The organism is Paenibacillus sp. J31R109 (assembly GCF_059692055.1).
In genome coordinates this window covers 1057353-1081733 of sequence record NZ_JCAUAR010000001.1, presented here as the reverse complement: position 1 = coordinate 1081733, position 24381 = coordinate 1057353, and the positions used below count along the sequence as shown (strand labels likewise).

The 24381-nt window shown below is 43.6% G+C and carries 20 protein-coding genes; 18 read left to right on the top strand and 2 right to left on the bottom strand.

The features are described 5' to 3' along the window. The first annotated feature begins 39 nt into the window (after positions 1-39). Positions 40-939 (top strand): LysR family transcriptional regulator, encoded by a 900-nt coding sequence (locus AC58QT_RS04880; protein WP_497407941.1) that lies wholly within the window; start codon positions 40-42, stop codon positions 937-939. A gap of 151 nt (positions 940-1090) precedes the next feature. On the opposite strand, the gene AC58QT_RS04875 is transcribed toward AC58QT_RS04880, so the two are convergent. Further along, positions 1091-1963: a helix-turn-helix domain-containing protein gene (locus AC58QT_RS04875; protein ID WP_497407940.1), complete on the bottom strand. Its 873-nt coding sequence runs from the start codon at positions 1961-1963 to the stop codon at positions 1091-1093. A gap of 177 nt (positions 1964-2140) precedes the next feature. Between AC58QT_RS04875 and AC58QT_RS04870 the strand changes: the two genes are divergently transcribed. The 11 genes from AC58QT_RS04870 to AC58QT_RS04820 all read left to right on the top strand — a co-directional run bounded on the left by AC58QT_RS04870 (position 2141) and on the right by AC58QT_RS04820 (position 15968). Then, on the top strand, positions 2141-3865 hold the full coding sequence (locus AC58QT_RS04870; RefSeq protein WP_497407939.1) for an amylo-alpha-1,6-glucosidase: 1725 nt from the start codon (positions 2141-2143) through the stop codon (positions 3863-3865). 11 nt (positions 3866-3876) lie between these two features. Continuing rightward, on the top strand, positions 3877-5016 hold the full coding sequence (locus AC58QT_RS04865) for a hypothetical protein (RefSeq protein ID WP_497407938.1): 1140 nt from the start codon (positions 3877-3879) through the stop codon (positions 5014-5016). A gap of 56 nt (positions 5017-5072) precedes the next feature. Then, a complete protein-coding gene (locus tag AC58QT_RS04860; RefSeq protein WP_497407937.1) occupies positions 5073-6629 on the top strand; it encodes an FAD-dependent oxidoreductase in 1557 nt (518 codons plus the stop codon). Positions 6630-6679: 50 nt separating this feature from the next. Further along, the gene (locus AC58QT_RS04855; protein WP_497407936.1) at positions 6680-7999 is read left to right on the top strand and encodes an ABC transporter substrate-binding protein; all 1320 of its coding nucleotides are present in this window, start codon (positions 6680-6682) and stop codon (positions 7997-7999) included. A gap of 30 nt (positions 8000-8029) precedes the next feature. Further along, entirely contained in the window at positions 8030-8908 is an 879-nt protein-coding gene (locus tag AC58QT_RS04850; RefSeq protein ID WP_497407935.1) for a carbohydrate ABC transporter permease, read from the top strand. Continuing rightward, positions 8901-9731 carry a carbohydrate ABC transporter permease gene (locus AC58QT_RS04845; RefSeq protein WP_497407934.1) on the top strand — a complete coding sequence of 277 codons (831 nt, stop codon included), beginning with the start codon at positions 8901-8903 and terminating at the stop codon, positions 9729-9731. The genes AC58QT_RS04850 and AC58QT_RS04845 overlap by 8 nt, the downstream gene beginning before the upstream one ends. A gap of 57 nt (positions 9732-9788) precedes the next feature. After that, positions 9789-11777 carry a putative phage tail protein gene (locus tag AC58QT_RS04840; RefSeq protein WP_497407933.1) on the top strand — a complete coding sequence of 663 codons (1989 nt, stop codon included), beginning with the start codon at positions 9789-9791 and terminating at the stop codon, positions 11775-11777. 187 nt (positions 11778-11964) lie between these two features. Beyond that, positions 11965-12741, top strand: a complete 777-nt coding sequence (locus AC58QT_RS04835; RefSeq protein ID WP_497407932.1) for a TerC family protein — start codon at positions 11965-11967, stop codon at positions 12739-12741. 216 nt (positions 12742-12957) lie between these two features. After that, positions 12958-13761, top strand: a complete 804-nt coding sequence (locus tag AC58QT_RS04830; protein WP_497407931.1) for a LysM peptidoglycan-binding domain-containing protein — start codon at positions 12958-12960, stop codon at positions 13759-13761. Positions 13762-13863: 102 nt separating this feature from the next. Further along, positions 13864-14442, top strand: coding sequence for an LURP-one-related family protein (locus AC58QT_RS04825; RefSeq protein WP_310224848.1), 579 nt, complete (start codon positions 13864-13866; stop codon positions 14440-14442). 161 nt (positions 14443-14603) lie between these two features. Next, complete coding sequence (locus AC58QT_RS04820) at positions 14604-15968, top strand: TrkH family potassium uptake protein (RefSeq protein ID WP_497407930.1); 1365 nt, start codon at positions 14604-14606, stop codon at positions 15966-15968. 11 nt (positions 15969-15979) lie between these two features. Here AC58QT_RS04820 and AC58QT_RS04815 read toward each other — a convergent pair whose 3' ends face one another. After that, positions 15980-16879 (bottom strand): helix-turn-helix transcriptional regulator, encoded by a 900-nt coding sequence (locus tag AC58QT_RS04815; protein WP_497407929.1) that lies wholly within the window; start codon positions 16877-16879, stop codon positions 15980-15982. Positions 16880-17059: 180 nt separating this feature from the next. Between AC58QT_RS04815 and AC58QT_RS04810 the strand changes: the two genes are divergently transcribed. The 6 genes from AC58QT_RS04810 to map all read left to right on the top strand — a co-directional run bounded on the left by AC58QT_RS04810 (position 17060) and on the right by map (position 24380). Beyond that, a complete protein-coding gene (locus AC58QT_RS04810) occupies positions 17060-17872 on the top strand; it encodes a phytanoyl-CoA dioxygenase family protein (RefSeq protein ID WP_497407928.1) in 813 nt (270 codons plus the stop codon). A 115-nt stretch (positions 17873-17987) separates the two neighbouring features. Further along, the gene (locus AC58QT_RS04805; protein WP_497407927.1) at positions 17988-20177 is read left to right on the top strand and encodes a family 78 glycoside hydrolase catalytic domain; all 2190 of its coding nucleotides are present in this window, start codon (positions 17988-17990) and stop codon (positions 20175-20177) included. A 184-nt stretch (positions 20178-20361) separates the two neighbouring features. Further along, the gene (locus tag AC58QT_RS04800) at positions 20362-20910 is read left to right on the top strand and encodes a hypothetical protein (RefSeq protein WP_497407926.1); all 549 of its coding nucleotides are present in this window, start codon (positions 20362-20364) and stop codon (positions 20908-20910) included. A gap of 131 nt (positions 20911-21041) precedes the next feature. Beyond that, complete coding sequence (locus AC58QT_RS04795) at positions 21042-21746, top strand: response regulator transcription factor (RefSeq protein WP_497407925.1); 705 nt, start codon at positions 21042-21044, stop codon at positions 21744-21746. Further along, positions 21743-23566, top strand: coding sequence for a sensor histidine kinase (locus AC58QT_RS04790; RefSeq protein WP_497407924.1), 1824 nt, complete (start codon positions 21743-21745; stop codon positions 23564-23566). The genes AC58QT_RS04795 and AC58QT_RS04790 overlap by 4 nt, the downstream gene beginning before the upstream one ends. Positions 23567-23633: 67 nt before the next feature. Then, entirely contained in the window at positions 23634-24380 is a 747-nt protein-coding gene (map, locus tag AC58QT_RS04785; RefSeq protein ID WP_497407923.1) for a type I methionyl aminopeptidase, read from the top strand. The last annotated feature ends 1 nt before the right edge of the window (position 24381 follow it).

Sequence of the window (24381 nt, the reverse complement as noted above, 5' to 3'; positions counted from 1 at the left end):
AATCTCATTGACTAGAAGGAATGAATGAGGTGTGCGAAATTGGAACTTCTTCAATTACAATATTTTCTCGCGGTAGCTCGTTCAGAGCATGTAACCGAAGCTGCCCGGGGGCTGCATGTTACACAATCATCATTAAGTAAAACCATTCAACGCCTCGAAGAAGATCTGGGAGTATCACTATTCGATCGAGTAGGAAGAAAGCTGCAACTGAATGAGTTCGGGAGAATATTTCTTCGACGAGCAGAAAGAGCTTTGTTCGAATTGGAACAGGGGAGGCTGGAACTTACCAATTTATCAAGCCCTGATCATGGCACACTTGAACTAGGGGTGACGAGTGCAAGTGTCCTGCATCACATTCTTCGAAAATTTCGGCAAAAGCGGCCCCATATTCAATTTCATGTGCAAATGCTGACCACACAGGAGATGGTTAATCTGTTAGACAGAGGTGAGGTAGATTATTGTTTGTCCTCGCCGCCTGTGAAACGGGATGACATCGAATGTCAAATCCTGTATATCGATCCCATCCTTGTCGCTGTTCCAATAGGGCATCGGCTGGCCGATCGAAGTAGTGTGTCACTGATTGAGTTGAGGGATGAATGGTTAGTAGGGTTAAAAATGGGTTACGGTACGCGTGATTTAATGGACGCGGCATGCAAAACTGCTGGATTTACTCCACATTATGTGTACGAGGGGGATGAACCAGCAAGGCTGGTCAATCTGGTGGAAGCCGAAATTGGCATAGCTTTCATACCACGCACGGCGAGGAATGAACTAGCAAAAATCAAATATCTCCAAGTAGAGACGCACGAAGTAGTAAGGGAAATTGCGTTGTTGTGGCACAAGAGTCGATATATCTCACCAGCTGCGCTGGAATTTCGTGAGGTCGTTATCGAATATTTCAGGGACATGTCCCAAACAGACAATGAAATCCAACGTTAAGACAAGTGTTCAATACATAAGCAAAAGGCAGCCGACCTTAGTGGATCGGTTGCCTTTTGCATTCTAATGGGTCCAAATTATGGTAAAATAGTGAAGTGACCTCTCTCTTAAAGAGAGTGGACAGATTAATATTTTGATGACAATTGTAAGGTTAACCATCGGTAAATTGCTTCCTTAATTCGAGTGGTGTGAATCCGTTCATTTCTTTAAATACTTTGTCGAAGTAATTAACATTACAGAAGCCTGTACGTTCAGCAATTTGGGTGATGCTTAAGTTATGTTCGATTAATAATCGTTTGGCCATTTCTACCCGATAACGATTAATGTAGTTCATCGGGGTAAGCCCGGTTACCTTTTTAAAAAAGCGTGTAAAGTGAAAAGGACTTAAATTAACAAGTCCACCGAGGGTGTCCGTATAAATTTTTTGAGCGTAACTGGACTCTATATAATCAATAACGGGTTTCAACCGTTTGTACTGATCAAAGCTTTTGTTGAAGTCTTTTGAGAGGGAAAGTTCCTGTTGATAGTTCCGTAGTAAAGGGATCATCATGCGATATAGCGACGACTTGATGATGAGCTCACTACCGATATGTTGCGCCACGTATTCTTTGTATGCGATTTCAAATTGGGTATTCAGTTCGTTCCATAACGGATGTTCGGGGTGGATGGGATCTTGGATTGGAGCTGTTTGAATGAATTGGGCCAGTGCATGCTGTAATTCGGAATGCTCTGAAGAGCCAGTTAATAAGGACATGTCGAATATCATCCCGTGGATGATGCTGTTCTTGCCGTTTAGCGAATGCATGGAATGAATCTTGCAACTATTTATGAAAAGAATACAAGGTGCATGCGCAATAAAGGTTCGATTGTCGATAAGAATTTGAACCTCACCTTCGATAACCTGAATAAATTCAAGGTGTTCGTGCCAGTGCGGTCTAACTAAGTGAAAACAGCTGATGACTTCCGTCATTCGTAATGGAAAGCGTCTACCTTCAAAAGGTTCAATTTTCTTCAAAACATCCATTGCCGTTCACCCGCCTTATCTATCAGATAATTCTGAGTATACCATAGTGATTTCTGTACCGAAATGAGGAAAAGAGCAAAATCATGTAACGATTGAGCAAATTGTTCTATATAACCCTTTATCTGAATTGCGAGATAATAATATCAATAAAATGCATTCATAAGGGAGAGAGCACATTTGACGGGGAGCAAGATCGCACTAAATGTCCGAGAGAATTTACCTAACCTATGGAAAGAAGGTGCTCTGTTTGCTTTTTCCGGTTATGACGGGCAGACGGATTCGTACTCTCAGTTCGTTGCTACGGTGGGCGAAGGAGCGTACAGTCTACTATTTCATACACCTCAAAGAAGAAGCTTACAATTTCTCGTTCCGCACGCAGGAGTTGTTCAAATTGCGACAGGAGATGTACTTGTAACGGAATCGGAGGATGGTCCGCTGTTGGCAGTTTATCAGAGCTGGCATACGCTTATTGGAAAGGCTCCTTCGTCTGTTGACATTGTGCTAAGTTTTGAAGAAGAAGACGGTGGTAAAGCCTGGACCGATGATTCACTTTTCATTACAGAGTCGGCGAATGGACAGGATGTCATCGTTTTGCTAAGAGATAAGGAACGATGGGCATTATCTTACGGACGACAGAGGGAAGAAGCTGTTAGCCGAGTCGTGAAGGGATTGTCATACGATTCATTGGAAGAAGTTGAAGCCAGACTACACTATTATCAACTGGCACCTCGACTTCGTGATCCGATGAAAGAACGGCTGCTTCTCAAATGCTTCAGTGTGATGAAAGTCAATACCCTTGCTCCTGAAGGTGCAATTCGTCAGCACTGGTCCACGCCGGATCGTGTTCCTCACAAAGCGATGTGGTTATGGGACTCTGTCTTTCATTCACTTGCTATGAATCTGTTGGACCCAGAGCTGTCATGGCATTTTCTCAAATCCGTATTGGATACACAGCGGGATGATGGCATGATTCCCCATACCTATAAAGTGGATGGATCAGGCTCTGGTATAACCCAGCCACCTATATTGGCTTGGGGTGTCTGGGAGAACTACCGTCATACCAAACAAAGTTCCCACTTACGTTATGCACTCCCTATACTCGAACGATATGTAAATTGGGATATCACGCACCGTGATCGCAATGGGAATGGATTGCTGGAGTGGATGATTGAAGGCAATCCACTTTGCCGATCCGGAGAGTCCGGAATGGATAATTCTCCACGGTTTGATCAAGCGGCTGTATTGGACGCCGTAGATTTTTCCGTATTTGTCGCTCAAGATGCTTACTGCATTGGATTGATCGCTGATGAACTTGGTGATACTGAGCTAGCTCAATATTGGCAGAGAAAAGCATTTGATATAACTAGTCAAATTCAAGATTTACTTTGGGATGAGAGTGAAGGGTTTTACTTTGATCGCGACATGGATGGAAACTTTACACGAGTGAAGGCGGTAAGTGGATTTCTCCCACTGCTCCTACATACGATCCCCCAAGAGCGTACAGACAAATTGATATCCATGTTGCAGGATACCCAACATTTTCAAACAAAATTCCCGATTCCAACGACGGCAGCCTCTGAAAAAACGTACAGCTCGGATATGTGGAGAGGTCCTGTATGGATGAATATGAACTACCTTGTGTATATAGGTCTTAAGAGGCAAGGTAGAAACGAGGAAGCAGATAAGCTTGCACAGCAAAGTATCGAGATGGTGCAGAAATACTATGAGCAGTTCGGAGTCATCTTTGAATATTTCGATTCGGCAGACGATGTACCGCCTGTAGCATGCGATCGAAAAGGGCCACACCTGGGCAACTATAATATTCGACAAAAGATGGACGTTGTCAGAGATTTTCATTGGTCGGCTGCCTTGACTGCTTGCCTATTAATGGAACAGGCATAGGAGGAAACAACTTGTGTCTCAATGAAATGAAGGCGTGGAACGCGCGAAAAAAAGTAGCTGCCATCGTCACAGAATATCGTCCTGATTCGCATGCAGAAGTTATCATCGGACGGTTGCTAGGCATGTTCGGTTATAATCCGCAAATCGAAGTGGTTTCACTCTATCTGGATCAGGTTCCATCTAACGATATCGGCACAGCAGAAGCGCAATCACGTGGTATACCTATCTACACTTCCATTGAGGAAGCTATTGCCGCTCCACATATCGGAATTCCAATTGATGGCGTTCTCCTCATTGGTGAACATGGCGACTACCCGTGGAACGAGAAGCGTCAAAAAAGGTATCCACGCCGTCGTTTTTTTGAAGAAACATTTCGTGCATTGGATCGTTTGGGGCTAACGATACCGATTTTCAATGATAAGCATCTATCTTATCTCATGGAGGATGCGGAATGGATCTATAACGAGCTCACGCGAAGGGGACTGCCTTTTCTCGGAGGATCCTCAATTCCACATGCTCCTCAATTACCTAGCTATTCACCCAATCAACTTCATCAGGTGAAGGAGATTTTTGTCATTAGTTGGCTCGGAGTCGAATCCTATGGGTTTCATGGCATGGAGGTGCTGCAAGCCTTAGCTGAGCAGAGACATGGCGGTGAGACCGGGATCCGCTCCATTCAAGCACTGGAAGGGAGATCCGTGTGGGCGGCTATGGATCGGGGAGAAGTCCCAGAGGAACTCATGGTTCAGGCACTTATCACACTTAGAGATGTATTACCTGGTCATCCTAGGGATCATGTAGACGTACCTGTCTTGTTCATTATTGCATATAACGATGGTTTGAAAGGCTATGTTCTTCAGCTTCAGCATTTTATCAGAGAGTGGGGGCTTGCTTTTCGTGCGGCTGATGGCTTAATTACAGCGGCTCGTTGTGACAGTGGACTGGGTCGACCCTATAAGCATTTCGAGAAACTGACAAGACTGATTGAGCAGATGGTACTTACCAATCATTCAGCTGTCCGTGCGGAGCGTACTTTTCTCACAACCGGAATGATTAATCATGGCATGGAATCTCTTCATCTAGGAAGAAAGGTAGATACGCCTCAGCTCCAATCTATTTGTTACTCTCCTGTTGAGAGCTTCATTTTATAGAAGAAATGCAGTTGTTTAACACATTTACTAACAAATTATACGGAGGAGGATCCAGTATGAGTTCTTTTTCACATTTGTATTATTATAAGCCCAAACCACCTCTACCTCTGCAAGCTAATCATATTCAGGCTGATCTGTGCATCTATGGCGGTACGCCAGCAGGCATAGCAGCAGCCATTCAAGCTAGTCGCATGGGACTCAAAGCTGTGATTGCTGAATTCAGCCAACATATTGGTGGGATGACAGCCAGCGGTCTCGGACGTACGGATGTTGGTAATACCGTGGCGATTGGCGGGATTTCCAGCGAGTTCTATCAAGCACTGGGTCAACACTATGGAAGCGACGAGCCGGATGGAAGGACTTGGGCCTTAGAACCTCATGTCGCGGAAGACATCTATTGGAGTTGGTTGCAACGAGATGAGATACCTGTTTATTTGGAACAGCATTTAGATCGCGTAGAACTTCAATCAGGTCGTATTACACAAATCCATATGGAAGACGGAACCATCTATACAGCCCCTATGTTCATAGATGCCTCCTATGAAGGTGATCTCCTTGCGCGGGCAGGCGTTTCCTATCATGTGGGCAGAGAATCCAACACAGTATATAAAGAGATATTGAACGGCATTCATTTTGGTCATCCGAAACATAATTTTACCGCTTGGGTTGACCCCTATGTACAAGAAGGCAAAATAGATAGCGGTCTGCTCGCGGGTATATCCGATGCTGCACCTGGCGTGCAAGGACAGGGAGATAGTTCCGTTCAGGCTTATAACTTCCGCATTTGTTTGAGCAGTAACCGGGATAACCAACTTCCATTTCCAAAACCACCTAACTACAATCGTGATGAATTCGCTTTGCTGGGGAGATATATCCGTAACGGCGTCTGGGATGCCATGAAGCTCAATAAGGTGATGCCCGGCGGGAAGAGTGACTTGAATAATTGGGGAGCCATTTCAACCGATTATATCGGACGTAATTATGCTTGGCCCGAAGCAAGCTATAGGATTCGTGAGCAGCTCTTTCAAGAGCATCTTCATTACAATATGGGCATGCTTTATTTTTTGGCCAATGACGACACCATCCCAGCAGCGATTCGAGCAGAGGTTAAGATGTGGGGTCTGCCAGCTGATGAGTTTACGGCTACCGGCGGATGGCCGCACCAACTGTATATTCGTGAGGCAAGGCGTATGATATCAGACGTCGTCATGACAGAACATCATTGTCGCCACTTCACAGTAGAAGAGGATTCGGTTGGCTTAGCCGCCTATACCATGGACTCCCACAATTGCAGGCGATTGGTTCTTGATGGTCGTTGTATCAATGAAGGAAATGTTGAAATTAGTCCCAATGGGCCTTATCCGATTTCATATCGATCTATCATTCCCAAAGGGGAGGAGTGCACAAACCTTGTCGTACCGGTCTGTTTGTCTTCCTCACATATCGCCTATGGTTCTATTCGAATGGAACCTGTGTTTATGATTCTTGGTCAATCTGCAGCGACAGCTGCCGCTTTGGCACTAGAGCATCAATGTGCATTGCAGGATCTGGATTATGGCATTTTGCGAAAACAGCTTCTGCTGGATGGTCAAATCCTGCAAGTAACTAAATAAGTTACGTATGTCATGGATTCGAAATTGTTCTTAAAAGGGAGGTCATACTCATGAACAAAAAGACAATCGTCATTAGCATCATTGCAGCACTATCACTCACGGCCTGTTCAAACGAGAAACCAGCGGATACTTTACCTAGCAGCACAAGTGGAACGGCCCAGGCATCAGCAACACCAGCTCCATTAAAAGATGTCACACTGAAAATTGGCTTGCCCGGCGGTTATGACATCACTAGTAAGAAAATCATAACGAACTTTCAAGCGAAGTATCCGAACATTACGCTGGAAATTGAGGAGACGCCTTGGGCGGATTTTGTTACGAAGATCGTTACTCGCATTGCTGGAAATAACCCGCCAGATCTTTGGCTGCAAGAAAATGCTGTTGTTCTTGGTTATGGGAAACGAGGTGTTGCGGAGAATTTAGAACCGTACATTAAGCGCGATATGAAGACCGATGACTATGTAAGTGCTCTTACGTCCGCCAAACTGGACGGTAAAATATACGGAATTCCGCACGGGATCAACCCTGGGGCGCTGGCTTTTAATAAGCAAATTTTCAAAGATAATAACATCCCATTGCCGACGGATGATTGGACCTACAATGATATGATAGAAGCTGCTAAGAAGTTGACAAAAGACACGAACGGAGATGGGAAAGCAGATATTTACGGCTTCCAGGCAGGAAGTAATATCACACTAGGCTGGCTGCCTTGGATGAGGGCGTATGGCGGTTCCTCACTCGATTCATCATTAACCAAAGCAACTTTCACAGATCCCAAATCGATTCAAGGGCTAACAGCTTGGTCCGATACGATCAATAAACTGAAGGTTAGTCCTACTAGAGAAGCTGCAGCTACAGGCAAGTTTTTCGAAAATGGGAAGACGGCGATGACATTCATGCAGTATGCAACGCAAGTTTCACTCAATAAGAGCAAACCGGACCTTGATTGGGACACGGTTAAGATGCCGATCGGTATGGATGGCAAACGCTTCGTTCCGATGGTTGTGAACCAATGGGTTTTATATTCCAAATCGAAACCTGATGTGAAAGAAGCCGCATGGACATTCCTCAAGTATTATTTGAGTGATGAGGGGCAAGGGTTGCTTATGGAAAGCGGAACAAGTTTACCTGTGAAGAAAACCGCTCTGGCGGAGCTTGAGAAATCGACGAGCAAACCGCTAAACAAGAAGGCCTATACCAAAGGGATTGAAGAAGCGGGTGGTACACTGGATGAGAACGCATCCTGGAACGAATGGAGAGCGGCCGCCGGCCCGATCTTGAACGATATCATGGACGGTAAGCGTGCACCGGAAGACGGAGCCAAAGAAATTCAACAAAAAGTCCAACAAGTTCTCGACGATAACAAATAAACCTGCTTGTACTTAAAAAGGGGTGTTCCAATGCGCAAACAAGGCTGGTGGGGCTTCGCCTTCACTTTACCTTTTGTCCTGCAGCTGCTTATCTTCTTCTTGTTTCCCTTCGTATTTTCACTATATATCACGTTTACGAAGTGGGATTTATTCAACCCGCCGCAATGGATCGGTTTGCGCAATTGGAACCAATTCCTACATCAGAAAGTTTTCTGGCTTTCCATGCGTAATGTCGGCTATTTTGCCATCCTATTCGTCCCGCTTCAGACGTTCGTTGCCCTCATTCTAGCCTATTTGCTTAATCAGCAAATTCGAGGTAAATCCTTGTTCCGGGTTATCTTTTTTCTCCCTGTAATCACACCTTGGGTAGCAGGGGGGATGATCTGGCTATGGATCTTTAACAATGAATTTGGCTTGTTAAACTGGATTTTACATACGATGGGGGTTGGGCCGGTTGATTGGATACGCAGCGGAAAATGGTGGTTAGTCATTGGATCTATCGCCCTCATTAACGTCTGGAAAGGGGCCGGCTATTCGATGGTTATTATTTTAGCTGGCATGCAGAATATTTCGGAAGAAATGTTGGAAGCGGCACGGATGGATGGTGCGACAGGTTGGACTCTATTCACTAAAATCATTATGCCAATCGTGTCTCCTATGTTGTATATGGTGATGATTCTCTCAACGATTTCTGCTTTTCATGCATTTGACGTGTTTCTAGTTATGCTAGGTGATGTCATTTCTGTAGCCGATCGGAATATGGTGCCGAACATCCTGATTTACCGCGATTCATTCCTAAACTTTAAAATGGGCAGCGCATCCGCCATGGCGTGGGGACTGTTCCTGATCATTCTGCTCATCACGATTGTACAGAAGGTCACGGAAAAGAGGTGGGTGCATTATGAATAAAACAAACCCTGGTTTACGAACTGCCGCCTATGTGATATTAGGAGTTGGATCCTTTATCATGCTTGTTCCTTTCTTGTATATGCTTTCAACTTCTTTGACAGCAGCGGGTTCTGAGTTAACCTTACCACCAAAACTAATACCAGAGCCTTTCGTATGGCATAACTATACGCAGGTATGGATCGAGGTAAATTTCCTGCAATACACCATGAACAGCATCTTTGTCACGCTGATGGATTTGGTTGGAACCGTAGCTTCCTGTGCGATCGTAGCCTACGGTTTAGCTTTCTTTCAATTTCGCGGTAGGAACATTATTTTCCTATCGATGTTAGGTACGATGATGCTGCCATCCCAAATTACGATGATTCCTACGTATTTTATCTGGAAGTCCGTCGGTGCACTTGATACGTATTATCCGCTTATTGTGAGGAGTTTTCTCGGCGGGGCATTTGGTATCTTCCTGCTGCACCAGTTTTATAAGACTTTGCCGAAAGAGCTGTATGATGCAGCTTGGGTAGATGGCGCAAATCCATGGAAAATTTTCTATAAGATCTATCTTCCCTTAGCGAAACCAGCCTTATCAGCGTTAGCTGTGTTCACCTTCATGAGCGCCTGGAATAACACATTAGAACCTCTAATTTACTTACAGGATAAGCATATGTTTACACTGCCTCTCGGACTGCTGTTTCTGAAAAACGAAGTTCAAAATCGGATGACGCTCGTTATGGCTGGAGCCGTTATTACCATTGTGCCTGTGCTTTTCGTTTTTCTATTTGCTCAAAAATACTTTGTCCAAGGAATCGCTTCGACTGGATTGAAAGGCTGACATTCCTGCAACCCTACTTAAACCCCGCATGTCGGGAAAAGGAGAGTAACGATAGCTATGTCTAAACCATCTAACCAATCAAATGATGTAGAAGAAGCTGCACATAACATGGACGCAGAGGGAACAACAGTTCGGGAAGAGAGGAATAAACCATTAATTAGTCGCAGGAAGCTGCTCGCCACGTTAGGACTGGGAGGAATTGCTGCAATCTCTACAGGACTGTGGGAGGGAGCGGGAAGGTCCACAGTCTTCGCCAAAGATCAGACAGTAACCGGTTCCGTATACGGTATAGCGAATAAAAATCGAAAGAAAGAATTGCTGGAATTACTGGATATGCAATTGTGCGTCACAGTCAAACTAGAGGATCTGAGGACTGAACTTGATCCTAATCCGAGTTTGGCTTACTACGTAACGAATGAGATGCAAGAAGGTTTCTTCCGGTATGATCCGAATGACACGAGTACCGCGGATAACACGGGAACTGTACTTGTATCTACGAATGGCAAGCGATTCAAACGCATGTATGAGGATACGATTATCGCAACTTGGTTCGGTGCTAAAGGGGATGGCTTGACGAACGATACGTTGGCTTTACAAACAGCTTTGAACGCTGCTTCTGGCCACAAGTTGTTTATTCCTAAGCAGCGGAGCGGCTTTTACTTAACGGGACAATTGTTCATTCCAAGCCAAATCGCGATCGAACTAGAGCCGGGGACGATTATTCAAGCGATAGATACTTTAAGCCGGGTAAGTCCTACTTACGAACGGTTAATACGTATCAAAACCGTTAAAGACGTATATATCAATGGGAATGGTGCCATATTTCGTATGAACAAAGTGGCGTATACGTCCGGTGAACAGGCTCACATTTTCGATATTAGCGGATCCGAGAACGTTGTAATTGAGAATATCAATGCCAATGACAGTGGTGGAGACGGGTTTTATATCGGATATTTTGAATCGACAGTAGCTTTCTGCCGGAATATTGTGATCCGAAACTGCCGAGCGGACAATAACCGCAGACAAGGTTTATCCGTTATTTCGGTAGATGGCCTTACTGTGGAAAATTGCCGCTTCACCAACACGAAAGGGACAGCTCCGCAGAGTGGCGTCGATATTGAGCCGAATGGCCAACTGGATCTGCTGAAAAATATTCGCTTCATCCAATGTGTGGCGGAAGGGAATACAGGTCGTGGTTTCCTAGTCACTTTGTTGAAACCAACTGCGGTTAGTGCGCCAATTGATATCGTTTTTGATCGCTGCATCACGAAAGGCAATTCATTTGGTTATTCCATGAATTATGGAGGAGATGGCGCCAAAGCCGTCCAAGGTGAAATTAAATTGATTGATTGTATTGCAGATAGTGAGCAGTACGGCGGATTTTCTGACTTATCATTCTCCGCAGACAGTGCGAAGAGATCCTATATTCGCTGTAAAGCGATCAACTGCAATACAGTTAATCAGCCCGATGATCCTTACGGATATGGTTCCTCGTTCATCCTTACAACGGTGCCCGCACAGGTACGAACCGCTATTGGAAATGCGGTCTATATGGACTGTGAATCCATTGATTCACGACAAGTCCCCTTGATTAAACGAGGATTTTCTTTAAAGAAAAACAAATCAGAAATCATACGGAACGTGGCCTATCTCAACTGCTCCATCAAAGGTAGAGGTCAAAGCATTTATTCGATAGATCCCACTTCAGAGGACATTTATGCAGAAAAAAGTCCGCTGCCCATTCAAACGTTCACGTCCTCCGGCGCCATCACTCTCGATTACATCGGTTTCAAAATCACTAATGCCGGCTCATCTGGAGAGGTTAGTCTGACACTACCCATAGCAAAAGCATCCGTTACTTATACTTTTTTTGTAGAAGCCTCGAATCGACTTAATCTCGTGACACAGCCTGGTAAGAGCATTCTGACACCAAGTGGAGGGAAATCCCTTATCGGTACAGCTGTGCAAGGCAATTCCGTCACGTTACTGGGACGATCAGATGGTCAGTGGGAGATTGCAGGCATTGTGGGAGAATGGTTGTTATAGTTTGGATACATGCAAAAGCCTGAGGAATCAGGCTTTTTTTCGTGCTTGAAACACCGGAGGGGATGTTTTCACGAAGTTGTGGTAATATAAGGGAGACTATTCTTAAAACTATTTGACAGCAGCAAAGTGATATATTATATTCGGACAAGCTAACAAGTGACGTTTGACATTGAAAGGGGATGGAAAGTTGGATTCAATTTGGTTAGAGTATGCATGGGCTTTACTGATACTTATCGGTTTGGAAGGTTTGTTATCTGCGGATAATGCGCTTGTTTTGGCAGTAATTGCGAAGCATTTACCGGATAATGAGAAAAAGAAAGCGATCAACTATGGGATCATTATGGCCTTTGTTTTCCGCTTCGCGGCTTTGTTTGCCATATCATTTATTGCGAACGTTTGGCAAATACAGGCGATCGGTGCGGCTTACCTGTTATATCTCGGGTTAAAGCACATTATCAAAGCTCGGTTCTTCAAGGAAAATGAAAATAATCGCGAGGACTTGAAGAAAGATGCAGCAGGAAAAAGATTTTGGCCAACCGTAGGAAAAATTGCTGTTGCTGATCTCGCATTTGCGATTGATTCCATTCTTGCCGCAGTAGCGCTAGCACTTGGTCTACCGGACTCACCGCTCGCTGATTTCGGCGGTATGGACGGAGGAAAATTCCTAGTTGTTTTACTTGGCGGAATCGCTGGACTCGTCTTAATCAAATTCGCTGCTACGTGGTTTGTGAAACTGCTTGCTGAGCGGCCAGCACTCGAAACCACGGCTTACGCGATTGTTGCCTGGGTCGGCGTGAAGCTTGCTGTCATTACACTATCCCATGAAGATATCGGTGTATTGGATCATAGCTTCCCACATGGCACAGTCTGGACGCTAATCTTCTATGGCGTTTTGATTGCGATAGCTCTCTTAGGTTGGTTTGCACCAGGAAGTAAAAAACAGTCGCAAGCGAATCCACTATAAAAAAACCTTATAAAGCCACAAGACAACCAGACATGCTGGGTTGTCTTGTGGCTTTATTTTATTTGGACATCTTGTCTGGATCGAACCCTGGTGGGAATATGTTATAGCGAAGAGGATCTCATTCCTAGTCATTGGAGGGTATCATTCCTCCGAAACAAAAGACGAATACGGCATATGATGGGTATATACCTATTTTGAAGAAGGAGTTGCGTTTCCATGCCGATTTCATCAGGAACCCACTTGCTGTATACCGTTCACCCAGGGGACACCTTGTATTCGATTGCTGAACAACTGGGTACCAACGTACCGTCGCTAGTTCAGATTAATGCGCTATATCCACCTTTATCAGACCCTAACCGAATTTACCCTGGTCAAGTGCTGTTAGCCAGATTGCCAGGAATGGCGGAGCAAAGCTCTGTTCTATATCAGGTTCAGCTGGGTGATTCCTTATTTAGGATCGCAGAGCGTTTCTCTGTAAGCGTTGATATGTTGGCGGGACTTAATCAAATCCAGCAACCGGACGTTCTCAAAGTCGCTCAGTTGCTGTTTATTGCTTCTTTTGCCTACGAAGTAGAGCAGGGGGACACTCTGTTCAGTATTTCCCGCCGCTTCGGAACACCGATGAGTGAGTTAATTCGAGCTAACCGCAATCGTCAGGGGCTATCACCTGATGTCATTTACCCCGGATTCCGGTTGGTCATCCCGCTGCCATCCTCGACGAATATCGTCGTATATGAGCCTTTACCTGGAACGAAGATTGCCTCCGGACAACGATTGATGGGGAGCGCCAGAGCTTTCGAAGCGACGATCAATTACCAAATTCGCGACGCAATGGGACGTTCCATTACAGAAGAAAAAGCCGCAACAGCTGCTCAGGGTGCTCCTGCCTTCGGATTATTTGACGTACAACTCAAATTTGATCGATCACCTACTACACCAAACGGTTCATTGATGGTGTACACACGCAGTGCCCGCGACGGCAGCATTCAAGATTTAGTAGAGGTCCCCGTTACTTTTTAAAACAACAAAAAATACAAAATACCGACATTAATCGACAGAGATGCAGGAATATGAAGCGAAAATGTGGAACTATTATGTCATATAACAGAGAGGGGTGAAGACTTGAATCCGAAATTTAAACAACAAAAATTCGCAGTTAGAAAACAGATCCTTTCTCTACTTGGCGCTAAAATTGATATTTTCGACATGGACGATAGGGCTATTCTGTTCTCCAAGATGAAAGCCTTCAAGTTGAAGGAAGACATCCGAATTTACGGGGATGAAACCATGCAACAAGAGTTGATCAGCATTCAAGCGCGAAGTGTTATTGATTTCTCGTCCATCTTTGACGTAGTAGATGTAGAATCCGGGCAAAAGGTAGGTTCTCTGCAACGAAAAGGCTTAAAGTCGATCTTCAAAGATGAATGGGCGATTTTGGGCCCTAATGATTCGGAGATTGGATTGATTAAAGAAGATAACGCGCTGTTAGCACTACTACGGAGGTTTCTGACAAATTTGATTCCTCAGCATTACAATGTAGAGTTAAACGGAACAAAGGTCGCTGAGTTCAAACAAAACTTTAATCCGTTCGTTCAAAAGTTAAACCTTGATTTTTCCGCTGACACGAACGACAAGCTTGATCGCCGCTTAGGCTTAGCCGCAGCAGTAGTTCTAATCGCTGTCGAAGGCAATCAGGGGTAGATGTCATATATTAACTTTGTATAGAAGCCGTTCCATAAGTAGATTCTTCTACTTGGGGACGGCTTCTTGTTTGGGTATATTAAATCCGCATGCTGGGCAAACCAAAATAATGGAAATTCAAGAAGTATTGGATTGAAGAGTATGAAAGGAATAGGTTACCCATGTGGAGTACAACGCGGAATTGGATTGAAAAGCGATCACCTGCCCAAGTGATTACCGGCTATTATTTAGTAGCAGTTCTGTTATCCATCATACTGTTCAGTATTCCAGCGGTGCATAAGCCAGGCGTTAACATTACCATGTTTGATACTGTTTTCACAGCTGTCAGTGTTGTAAGCGACACGGGCCTTGGTGTATTTAATGTGGCCGAATCCTACAGCACATTCGGCTATTTTGTCATTATGCTCGTCTTGCAATTCGGAGGTATCGGCATCATGGCGATGAGTACTTTTTTTTGGCTTTTGGTTGGTAGAAAAATTGGATTGCGTGAGCGTCGCATGATTATGGTGGATAACAATCAGTTCGCGTTATCTGGCCTTGTCCAATTAGTTAAAGAGATTTTGAGGTTTACTCTCCTGACGGAATTGGTCGGGGCATTGATATTTGGTGTGCGCTTTTTGGCCTATTATGATAGCTGGCAAGAGGCGTTTATTCAAGGATTATTTGCAGCAGTCAGTGCGACGACGAACGCTGGCATGGATATTACTGGGCAATCTCTTATCCCTTATGCACATGATTATTTTGTCCAGTTGGTCACGATGGTTCTCATTATTTTTGGGGCGATAGGGTTCCCTGTGTTAATTGAAGTGAAGGCCTATTTCTCACATCGTCGAAGAAAGGCAGATTACCTTTTCCGCTTTTCTTTATTTACTAAGTTAACTACACTAACCTATGGGATCTTACTTGTGATTGGAACAATCCTTATCTTATTGTTTGAAAATCAATATTATTTTAAAAATCTGTCGTGGCACGAGAGTTTTTTCTATGCTTTGTTTCAATCGACAACGACTAGAAGTGCCGGTTTAACAACGATGAATATTAATGACTTCACATTGCCAACACTCCTGCTTATGAGTTTCTATATGTTTATTGGTGGATCGCCAAATTCGGTAGGTGGAGGAATCCGAACGACCACTTTCGCCTTAAATGTCCTCTATATTTATCACTTTGCGAGAGGAAACCGCTCGATCAAAATATGGAATCGTGAGCTCCATCCGGATGACATTCTGAAATCATTAGCTATTACGCTACTCGCGATTGTGCTATGCAGCCTATCTATCATTGCGATTTGTGTGACCGACAAGCAACATTCACTTATAGCTATTGTATTAGAGGTTTGCTCCGCCTTCGGAACGGTAGGATTGTCTACTGGGATAACGCCGGAACTTAGCATATTTGCCCAATGTATACTCATGTTTCTGATGTTTTTCGGTAGGATCGGATTGACAACCTGCTTGTATTTCATTGGTGGCGGATTAAAGGATGCAAAGGTCCATTATCCGATAGAGAGAGTTATGACTGGCTGACAAAAACTAGCTTATAAGTCGCCCACTTCATTCCCATATAATCTAAAAGTAGACGGTGACATTCCGCTTATGGATTTAAAATGCCGACTGAAGTAATGGATAGAAGTATAGCCAAGCTTACTAGCAACAACCTCGACTTTTTCTTCTTTTAAAAGCAACTTTTTTGCCAATTGTATTCGCTTATGAATCATGTATCGCTTCGGTGAAACACCCATGACCTCTTTAAACAACTGGGAAAAATAAATATGATGATAGCCGCAGCTCTTGGCTAGTTCTGTTATACTCCATGCTTGCTCGGGATGTTCCTTAATCATCTGTAAAGCATTGCTAATCATGGTTCGTTTAGAACTATGCGTGGAAGCAACATCTAACTCACGACGTATGATTTGAGTTAAGACTTGTAGTAGAAGTCCTCTTAATACGATGGCGTAGCCATGATCTTCTTCTTTGTATTCTTGAACAATTTGATGAAAAATCCGTTCACCTTCCAAGAATCTAAAATGAACAGGGAACGACACGCTGCCGTAACTCTCAACTTCAACTGTATAGGGCAGCGCTGGCTCATATGGCGGGTTCTCATGAAAGTTTTTCAGCTTTGGACCTGGATGAATAGGCTCTGGAGACATACGCGTCCAATCAAAGTGAAGACTGATGAACGTGGCGGGCTTATCTGGATGAACGGTAAGTTTATGCAGCGTATCTGCTCCCCAAAAAGCACAATCGCCTGGCAAAATTTCATATTCTTCAGAGCCTATAAACAAATTCATGCGCCCAGAAATGACATAAACAATCTGATAATCAGGAATGGTTCGAGGACCGTAAGCTGTACCGGCCGCAGCGTTCTGTATATTGGCATAGTTCACAGCAGGAAGCAATAAGCTCATCGGCCCTAGTGAACGAGAATGTTCCATGTAATTGTCTCCCTTATCGATCTTTTGTTCTCACCTAATTCGCTATTTGTACTTGAAAACCTTTGGAAAGTGCAACTAATTCTAATCATTCCTGCAACGACTTGTGGCAAGTAGACTGTTACACTTGATCTTGTAAGCAAGAACAACAGCTACCAACAAATCGTAGATGGGGGATTCGACATGCTGACAGTGGAAGAAGTGAAGGCTTTTGAGCGAGATGGTTTTATAAAAGGTGAGGTAGTGCTAAACGATGAGGAAGTAGAGCTTCTGCGTCGTGAACTGGATCTCGTATTGGAAGGGAAAACGGTGAAGAAACCGGTTTTAAATCGTAATTTAGCAGAAAAAAGTGAATATGGCATGAGCATGGAAGCAAATGAAACCATTGTTCAGGTCGTTAACATTTGGATGGCCAGTGATATTTATTTGCAGCATGCCGCTAATCGCACCTTATGCGAAGATGTTGCACAACTCGCGGGTACTGACACATTGCGGATTTGGCATGATCAAATTCAATATAAGCCGCCACTCACAGGTGGCCCAACGAAGTGGCATCAGGATCATCCCCTATGGCCGATCATTCAACCATCAGAGCTGATTAGCGCTTGGGTGGCGTTGGACGATGCCGTTATTGAGAACGGCTGCATGTGGATGGTACCCGGTAGTCATACTTGGGGAGATCATCAACGACATTTGCTTCACGGTGAAGATCATATGCCGCAGCATAAACGCCCTGAATTGTTACCCCCAGGTGTGGAGATAAAACCAGTACCGTTTGAAATCAAGAAAGGTCAGGTCGGCTACCATCACTGTATGACCTGGCACGGTTCGTTGCCTAATCACTCGGAGATGAAGCGTCGTGCGATTGCTGTACATTACATGCCGGGTAACATTCGTTATGTGCCCGTCGGGAATCACCCTATGCGGAAACATATCCATGTACAACCAGGTGAACTTTTGACCGGAGCCGATTTTCCCGTTGTGTATACAAAATAATACGTAATTATAAAAATGTGATCTAAGCGAAAAAGTGTATATTGATTCACATAAGATCGCACGTTATGATGACTCCATAGTTGTATATCATTTGAGTGAAGTGGAGTTGGTTTGGTTGACACAGGAGTGGCAGGCAAGTTGGTTGACAGATCGTTCTTTTGCTAATTTGAAAAAATCCTATCTCTTCCATAAAGAACTTGAAGTGGTTGAAATCGAACCACACGATCCTGATTTACAGCATCATCATTGGTATGTAAGAACTGCAATTCCATTAGATAGTCAGGCGATGAATGAGGAAGAAATTTGGTTTCACCTGACGGCAGACGATTATTATAAGCTGTACATCAATGGCGAGTTCGTTGCTCAAGGGCCAGCACAGAATGATGCGAATCATTACTATTTCAATAAAGTAGATGTACGTTCCTATTTGAAATTAGGCAAAAATGCAATTGCCGTTCATGTCTATTATCAAGGGTTGTTAAATCGTGCGTATAACAGCGCCGACTATCGGCAAGGTTTGATAGCTGAACTATGGGCAGGTGAGAATCTTCTGCTTAAAACTGATGGTACCTGGAAAGTGAAACGAGCTCAAGATAATCAACCAGGCATAAAATTCGGCTATGATACGCAATTTACAGAAAATCTGGACGCAAGGCTAACCGATCGGGGCTGGACTGAAGTCAGTTACGACGATTCCGAATGGGATTATGCAGAAGCCGCGGAGCGAACGGATTATACGTTCGTACAGCAACCAACGCCATTGCTTGCCGTCTATAAAAAGCAACCTGCACATGTCAAACGGCTTGGGGAAGGTCATTTTTTGATTGATTTCGGGAGTGAATTGACAGGCCAGTTCGCCATGAGTGCCCATGGAAATGGGGGAGATCTGGTGCATATATTCTCAGGGGAAGAACTGATGACCGGGGATCAAGCAGTTCGCTACGAAATGCGTTGCAATTGCCTTTACCATGATCAGTGGACGTTATCTGGCGATATCGATTACTTTGAAACATATGATTACAAAGCATTTCGTTATGTGGAAGTGCAGGGACCCGAGGAAGCGTTGATACCAAAATCATTCCACGCTGTAGTCAGACATTATCCGATGGATGAACAAAGCTGTCTGCTCCATAGTTCGGATGAGCGGATGAATCAAATTTTTGACATTTGTAAAAACGGAGTCCGCTATGGATCGCAGGAGAATTATGTAGATTGTCCTAGTCGAGAAAAAGGTCAATATTTGGGAGACAATACGATTATTGGTCACTCACATATGCTTCTCAGTGGCGATTTGCGGCTATTCCGTAAAGCTATTGAGCAATTCGCTCGCAGCTCGTTCGTGTGTGAAGGGATCATGGCTGTTGTACCTGGACATTATATGCAAGAAATCGCTGATTTCTCTTTGCAGTGGCCGATGCAACTCATGACCTATTACCGATACAGTGGAGATATGGCATTTCTTCAGGAAATGTACCCTTTTGCAGAAGGTTTATTACAGCATTTCACGCAATTTGAGCGCGAAGATGGATTGCTAAAGGATGTCATGGACAAATGGAATCTGGTCGATTGGCCACAAAACTTACGTGACAACTATGATTTTGAACTTAGCAGGCCAGTCAGTCCTGGCTGTCATAACGTCATTAATGCGCTGTATATCGGCTGTGTAAGTACCGTTAACGAGATAAGAGACTTGCTTCATGTTGACTATGAGAATCGACTGCCGCAATTAAAGATGAGCTTTATTGAGGCATTCTATGATAAGGAAAAAGGATTGTTTACGGATTCAGAGCAAAGTACGCATCATGCCTTGCATGCCAATGTACTTCCGCTGCTATACCATATAGCCCCAGAGGAATCGGTCACCACGATTGTAGACATGATCCGGACCAAACGTTTCGCATGTGGCGTTTATTTCTCTTACTTTGTCATGAAAGCACTTGCTGAGGTGGCAGAGTATGCGTTGATCTATGACTTGCTCTCAGCGGACGATGAGCATTCTTGGGGCAATATGCTGAAAGAAGGCGCGACCACTTGCTTCGAAGCATGGGGGAAAGATCAGAAATGGAACACTAGCTTGTGCCATCCATGGGCCAGCGGACCGGTTCCTGTGCTGATCGAAGACATTATCGGCCTAAAACCTGCGAAGCCGGGGTGGAAAGAAATTGCGTTTCGTCCACAGCTTCCAGCGACTTGGACATCGTTTTCATTGCAGCTGAATGTGCCAACGGGCACGATTCGACTCCGTTATGAGAACGGGGAGTGGAACGAAAGCTTCCCACCTGGGATTGCTGTTGTTCGAGACTAAATACAGCGGAATCATAAATCGATTTTATATGAGATGCCAGCAAACTGTGAGTTTGCTGGCTTTTTGCATCTCAAGCTAATCAAATCTCCATTTCAACTTGATATGAACTTCACTTCATCTTGACATACAAGCCTTATATTTATACCTGTAACAGCAAACAAAACAATGAAAAGAGGTTATTAACATGGTTAACAACAAAACAAAACTATTCACGACACTTGGTATTTCAGCCATTTTAGTCGTAGGAGCTGCTAGTGCTTATGCAGCGAGTGCATCGAATTCCTCAACTGCTACCCCAAAGCCTATAATTGAAATCATACAGACACAAGCGCCTGCTCATACACCAACACCTGAAGAAATTGAAACTGTATTACAAGGTGAACCAACGCCTGATACGGTTAAAGTGGAAGGTTTATTTTCAACAGATGGCAAAGCTGATCATACGGCAGATTTTTTCCTAAACGATGAAAAATTAATCTCCCTTTTAAAAATGAGCACGCAAGAATTAAAACAAGAATTAGCTACTGGAAAATCTGTCGTTGAGATTGCAGCGTCGAGAAATGTTTCCAAGCAGCAACTGCTAGATGTAATCGGACAAACACAGGTTGACGCACAAATTCAAGCTGAAAATAAGGGGCAAGTTCCGAAAAGCGGCAGTTCCATGAAACACGAAGTTGCAAGAAAAGTAGAACAGGTTATCGAACATAAAACGGAAACCCCATGGAGTAAATAAATCGCTCCACAAAGAAGGAACAGGTCTGCCGACAGAGGCAGCTGTTCTTTTTTCTTTACACCATCTTCATCTGGCTATGTTACAAACAAGTAGGTAAGAATAGTAATCAAAATCCTAGTAGGAGCAATCAGATGCAAAAGACTATTTTAATTGTAGAAGACGAAGATATTTTACGTGAAATTATTAAAGATTATCTCATAAATGAAGGCTATCAGGTGTTAGAAGCGGCAGAAGGTAAAGAGGCATTATTATTGTTTCAAGCCAATGACGTTCATTTAATTATGTTGGACATTATGCTGCCAGAGCTGGATGGTTGGGCTGTTTGCAGACGAATAAGAAAAACTTCGAATGTCCCCATCATTATGTTGACAGCAAGAGTGGATGAAGATGACACCTTGTTAGGTTTTGAGCTCGGTGCTGATGATTATGTCACCAAGCCATACAGTCCTGCCGTCTTATTAGCCAGAGCTAAACGACTGATTGATAGCAGGAATAGGGAAGAACGACGATCGAATGTCCCTGTGTCTCAAGCCAGTAGCGATACGTTAACTATACATGGGATCGGGATAAATTTTTCTTCACGAACCACGATTGTAGACGGGGAACAAGTCCATCTCACTTATACAGAATTTCAAATATTAGCCTACCTTATGCAAAATAAAGGCATTGTCATCTCGAGAGATCAGCTCATCTCAAAAATTTGGGGCTATGAATATGAGGGGGATGATCGGACAGTCAATACGCATATCCGTAATCTAAGAAGTAAACTGGGAGATAAATCAAAGCTGATTACGACGATCGTGAGAACAGGCTATAAGTTTGAGGGGCACATATGAGAGCGAGTATTGTCGTTAAACTATTTTCGCTGACCACCTTATTATGCCTATTTATCTTAATGACAATTTATCTAGGGCAAACGATTTTTTTCAAGCAATATTACGCCGCCCGAAAAGTGAACGACATTCAAACGAACATCCAATCCTATAAAGAAAACTATTTAAAAAGTAGTGGAGATGTACTTTCTATTCAGAAGTTGGAACAGGATTTTTATAGGGAAAACAATGCTTGGATTACTACGCTAGATAACTTTGGTAACCTGAAAAATGAGAACGATTTCTATGTGGAAGTCAAGGTTGATGAATCGAAACTGAATTCGGAATTCGCAGGTAAAACGGTAAAAATTCCGCTTTATCATATGATCAGCATCGATGAGATTTTGTCGAGCACACCAAGTCAAGCGAAATCGCTACTGGTCCCGAAAGCACGTGTTGCTATTTCAACGTATAAGAAGGAACTTGCGTTAATTCCATATCGTGTACAGTTAGTGGAAAAAGGGAATATCCTGTGGGAAAATGAGTTGTTATCCAAGAGGATTTACGATCTACAAATCGATATTAAATTTAATAAATCAGAGAAAACCTTACCCCCGGACACTGTACTGAGCGGTACGATTACCAAAGTTCAATTCCCAACTGGCAATGAATCTTCTAGCTTTATTTATACCAATCGTTTGTTTATGGACAGATTGAAGGATTTTCAAACAAATTTACTATTCGATGGTGCGAAAATCAGCAATTCATCTTTGCAAATTCTTGACTTTACACAAAATGATGTGAAATACAAACTATTCATTGACCCGATCCAAGATCAAGATGGGACTACACGATATATTTTCGCCATGGCCTCCCTACAACCCGTAGATGAAGCTGTGCAGATGCTCCAAGATTATTATGTCTATTTGATTGGTCTTGTCATGCTTCTTATTGTTCTTGCTGCTTGGTATTATTCGAGAAAGATCGCGAACCCGTTGCTGCAAATCAATAGGACGACTAAGCGGATGGCAAGTTTAGATTTTTCGGAAAAGATTACTATACGTTCCAATGATGAAATCGGCGACTTATCTCAAAGTATTAATTCCCTTTCCCAATCCTTGAACTCCTATATCGTACAGCTGCATAGTGATATTGAGAAAGAGAAGCAATTGGAAAATACACGAAGAGAATTCATTTCGGGGGTATCTCACGAGCTGAAAACGCCGCTAAGTATTGTGAAAAGCTGTATTTCAATTCTGAAAGATGGCGTTGCTACGCATAAAAAAGATTATTATTTCGATGCCATGGATAAAGAAGTAGATACGATGAATCTGTTGATTGAGGATATGCTGGAGTTAGCTAAGTTTGAGTCCGGCACCTATACCATGAAGATGGAAACGTTCCGCATCGATAAGCTTATCGAGGACATGTGTGAAAAGCTATCCGTGGCTTTCAGTAGTAAACAACTTCATGTGCATACCGAGCTTGCAACTGTTTCAGTATTGGCCAATCCACATCGGATCGAGCAAGTGATTACGAATTTTTTAACCAATGCGATTCGCTATACGCCAGAACAAGGGCACATAATCATTTCCATACTGGAAGAACCCGATCAGGTTAAGGTGGGTATTGAAAACAAAGGTGCTCACATTCCTACAGACCAGCTAGATAAAATATGGGACCGCTTTTATCGAGGCGATGCGGCACGTCACCGCGCACAAGGCGGAACTGGATTGGGGCTCGCGATTTCCAAGAATATTTTGGAGTTACATGACGTACCCTATGGCGCGGCGAACACAGAAGATGGCGTTTTGTTTTTCTTCTGTTTAAATAAACAAAGTTAACACGTTACATTGATTTAGACTTTTCGCGAATGTAAAATTGGAAGAGAATAATAAAGGAGGTCTTTCTATGACAATCAGTTCCCAGAAAGATATCGATGAACTTATGAAAATCGGTAAAATCGTTGCGTTGACAATAGCAGAAATGAAACGTCAAGCACGTGTCGGAATGACGACGAATGAATTGGATGATATCGGAGAAAGATTTTTAAATAGCCATGGAGCCGTCTCTGCACCAAAAACAACCAAAAACTTCCCGGGCAACACATGCATCAGCATCAACCAAGAAGTTGCTCATGGTATACCAGGAAATCGGAAAATTCAGCCAGGCGATCTTATTAACATCGATGTTTCTGCAGAACGTGGAAGCTATTTTGCAGATGCGGGGAACTCTTTTCAAATGCCACCCTATCATACGTCTTTAACGCGCCTCTGCAATTATACACACCAAACGATGATGAAGGTTATTTCTTCACTCACACATGGCGTAAGACTGAATGAAATCGGTAGAATTATTCAAACCGAAGCTGAAATAGGAGGTTACGCGGTCATAAAGAATTTGTGCAGCCACGGTGTTGGGAAATCCTTGCATGAGGCGCCAACAGATATTCTGCCCTTCTATAACAAGCACGATAAACGCGTATTGAAGGAGGGGTTAGTCATTACGATTGAACCTTTCTTATCAACCGGTGCGGATTACGTTGTTGAGCAGTCAGATGGGTGGACTTTATGTCTACCGTACGGCGGCTTTGCGGCGCAACATGAGCACACCATCATAATTACAAAGAAGCAACCCATCATCGTGACGGTAGCTTAAG

Excerpts from the sequence above, each read along its gene's own strand:
- AC58QT_RS04875 (WP_497407940.1), bottom strand. The coding sequence starts at position 1,963 with ATGGATGTTTTGAAGAAAATTGAACCTTTTGAAGGTAGACGCTTTCCA.
- AC58QT_RS04860 (WP_497407937.1), top strand. The coding sequence starts at position 5,073 with ATGAGTTCTTTTTCACATTTGTATTATTATAAGCCCAAACCACCTCTA.
- AC58QT_RS04855 (WP_497407936.1), top strand. The coding sequence starts at position 6,680 with ATGAACAAAAAGACAATCGTCATTAGCATCATTGCAGCACTATCACTC.
- AC58QT_RS04850 (WP_497407935.1), top strand. The coding sequence starts at position 8,030 with ATGCGCAAACAAGGCTGGTGGGGCTTCGCCTTCACTTTACCTTTTGTC.
- AC58QT_RS04845 (WP_497407934.1), top strand. The coding sequence starts at position 8,901 with ATGAATAAAACAAACCCTGGTTTACGAACTGCCGCCTATGTGATATTA.
- AC58QT_RS04840 (WP_497407933.1), top strand. The coding sequence starts at position 9,789 with ATGTCTAAACCATCTAACCAATCAAATGATGTAGAAGAAGCTGCACAT.
- AC58QT_RS04830 (WP_497407931.1), top strand. The coding sequence starts at position 12,958 with ATGCCGATTTCATCAGGAACCCACTTGCTGTATACCGTTCACCCAGGG.
- AC58QT_RS04820 (WP_497407930.1), top strand. The coding sequence starts at position 14,604 with ATGTGGAGTACAACGCGGAATTGGATTGAAAAGCGATCACCTGCCCAA.
- AC58QT_RS04815 (WP_497407929.1), bottom strand. The coding sequence starts at position 16,879 with ATGGAACATTCTCGTTCACTAGGGCCGATGAGCTTATTGCTTCCTGCT.
- AC58QT_RS04810 (WP_497407928.1), top strand. The coding sequence starts at position 17,060 with ATGCTGACAGTGGAAGAAGTGAAGGCTTTTGAGCGAGATGGTTTTATA.
- AC58QT_RS04800 (WP_497407926.1), top strand. The coding sequence starts at position 20,362 with ATGGTTAACAACAAAACAAAACTATTCACGACACTTGGTATTTCAGCC.
- AC58QT_RS04795 (WP_497407925.1), top strand. The coding sequence starts at position 21,042 with ATGCAAAAGACTATTTTAATTGTAGAAGACGAAGATATTTTACGTGAA.
- AC58QT_RS04790 (WP_497407924.1), top strand. The coding sequence starts at position 21,743 with ATGAGAGCGAGTATTGTCGTTAAACTATTTTCGCTGACCACCTTATTA.
- map (WP_497407923.1), top strand. The coding sequence starts at position 23,634 with ATGACAATCAGTTCCCAGAAAGATATCGATGAACTTATGAAAATCGGT.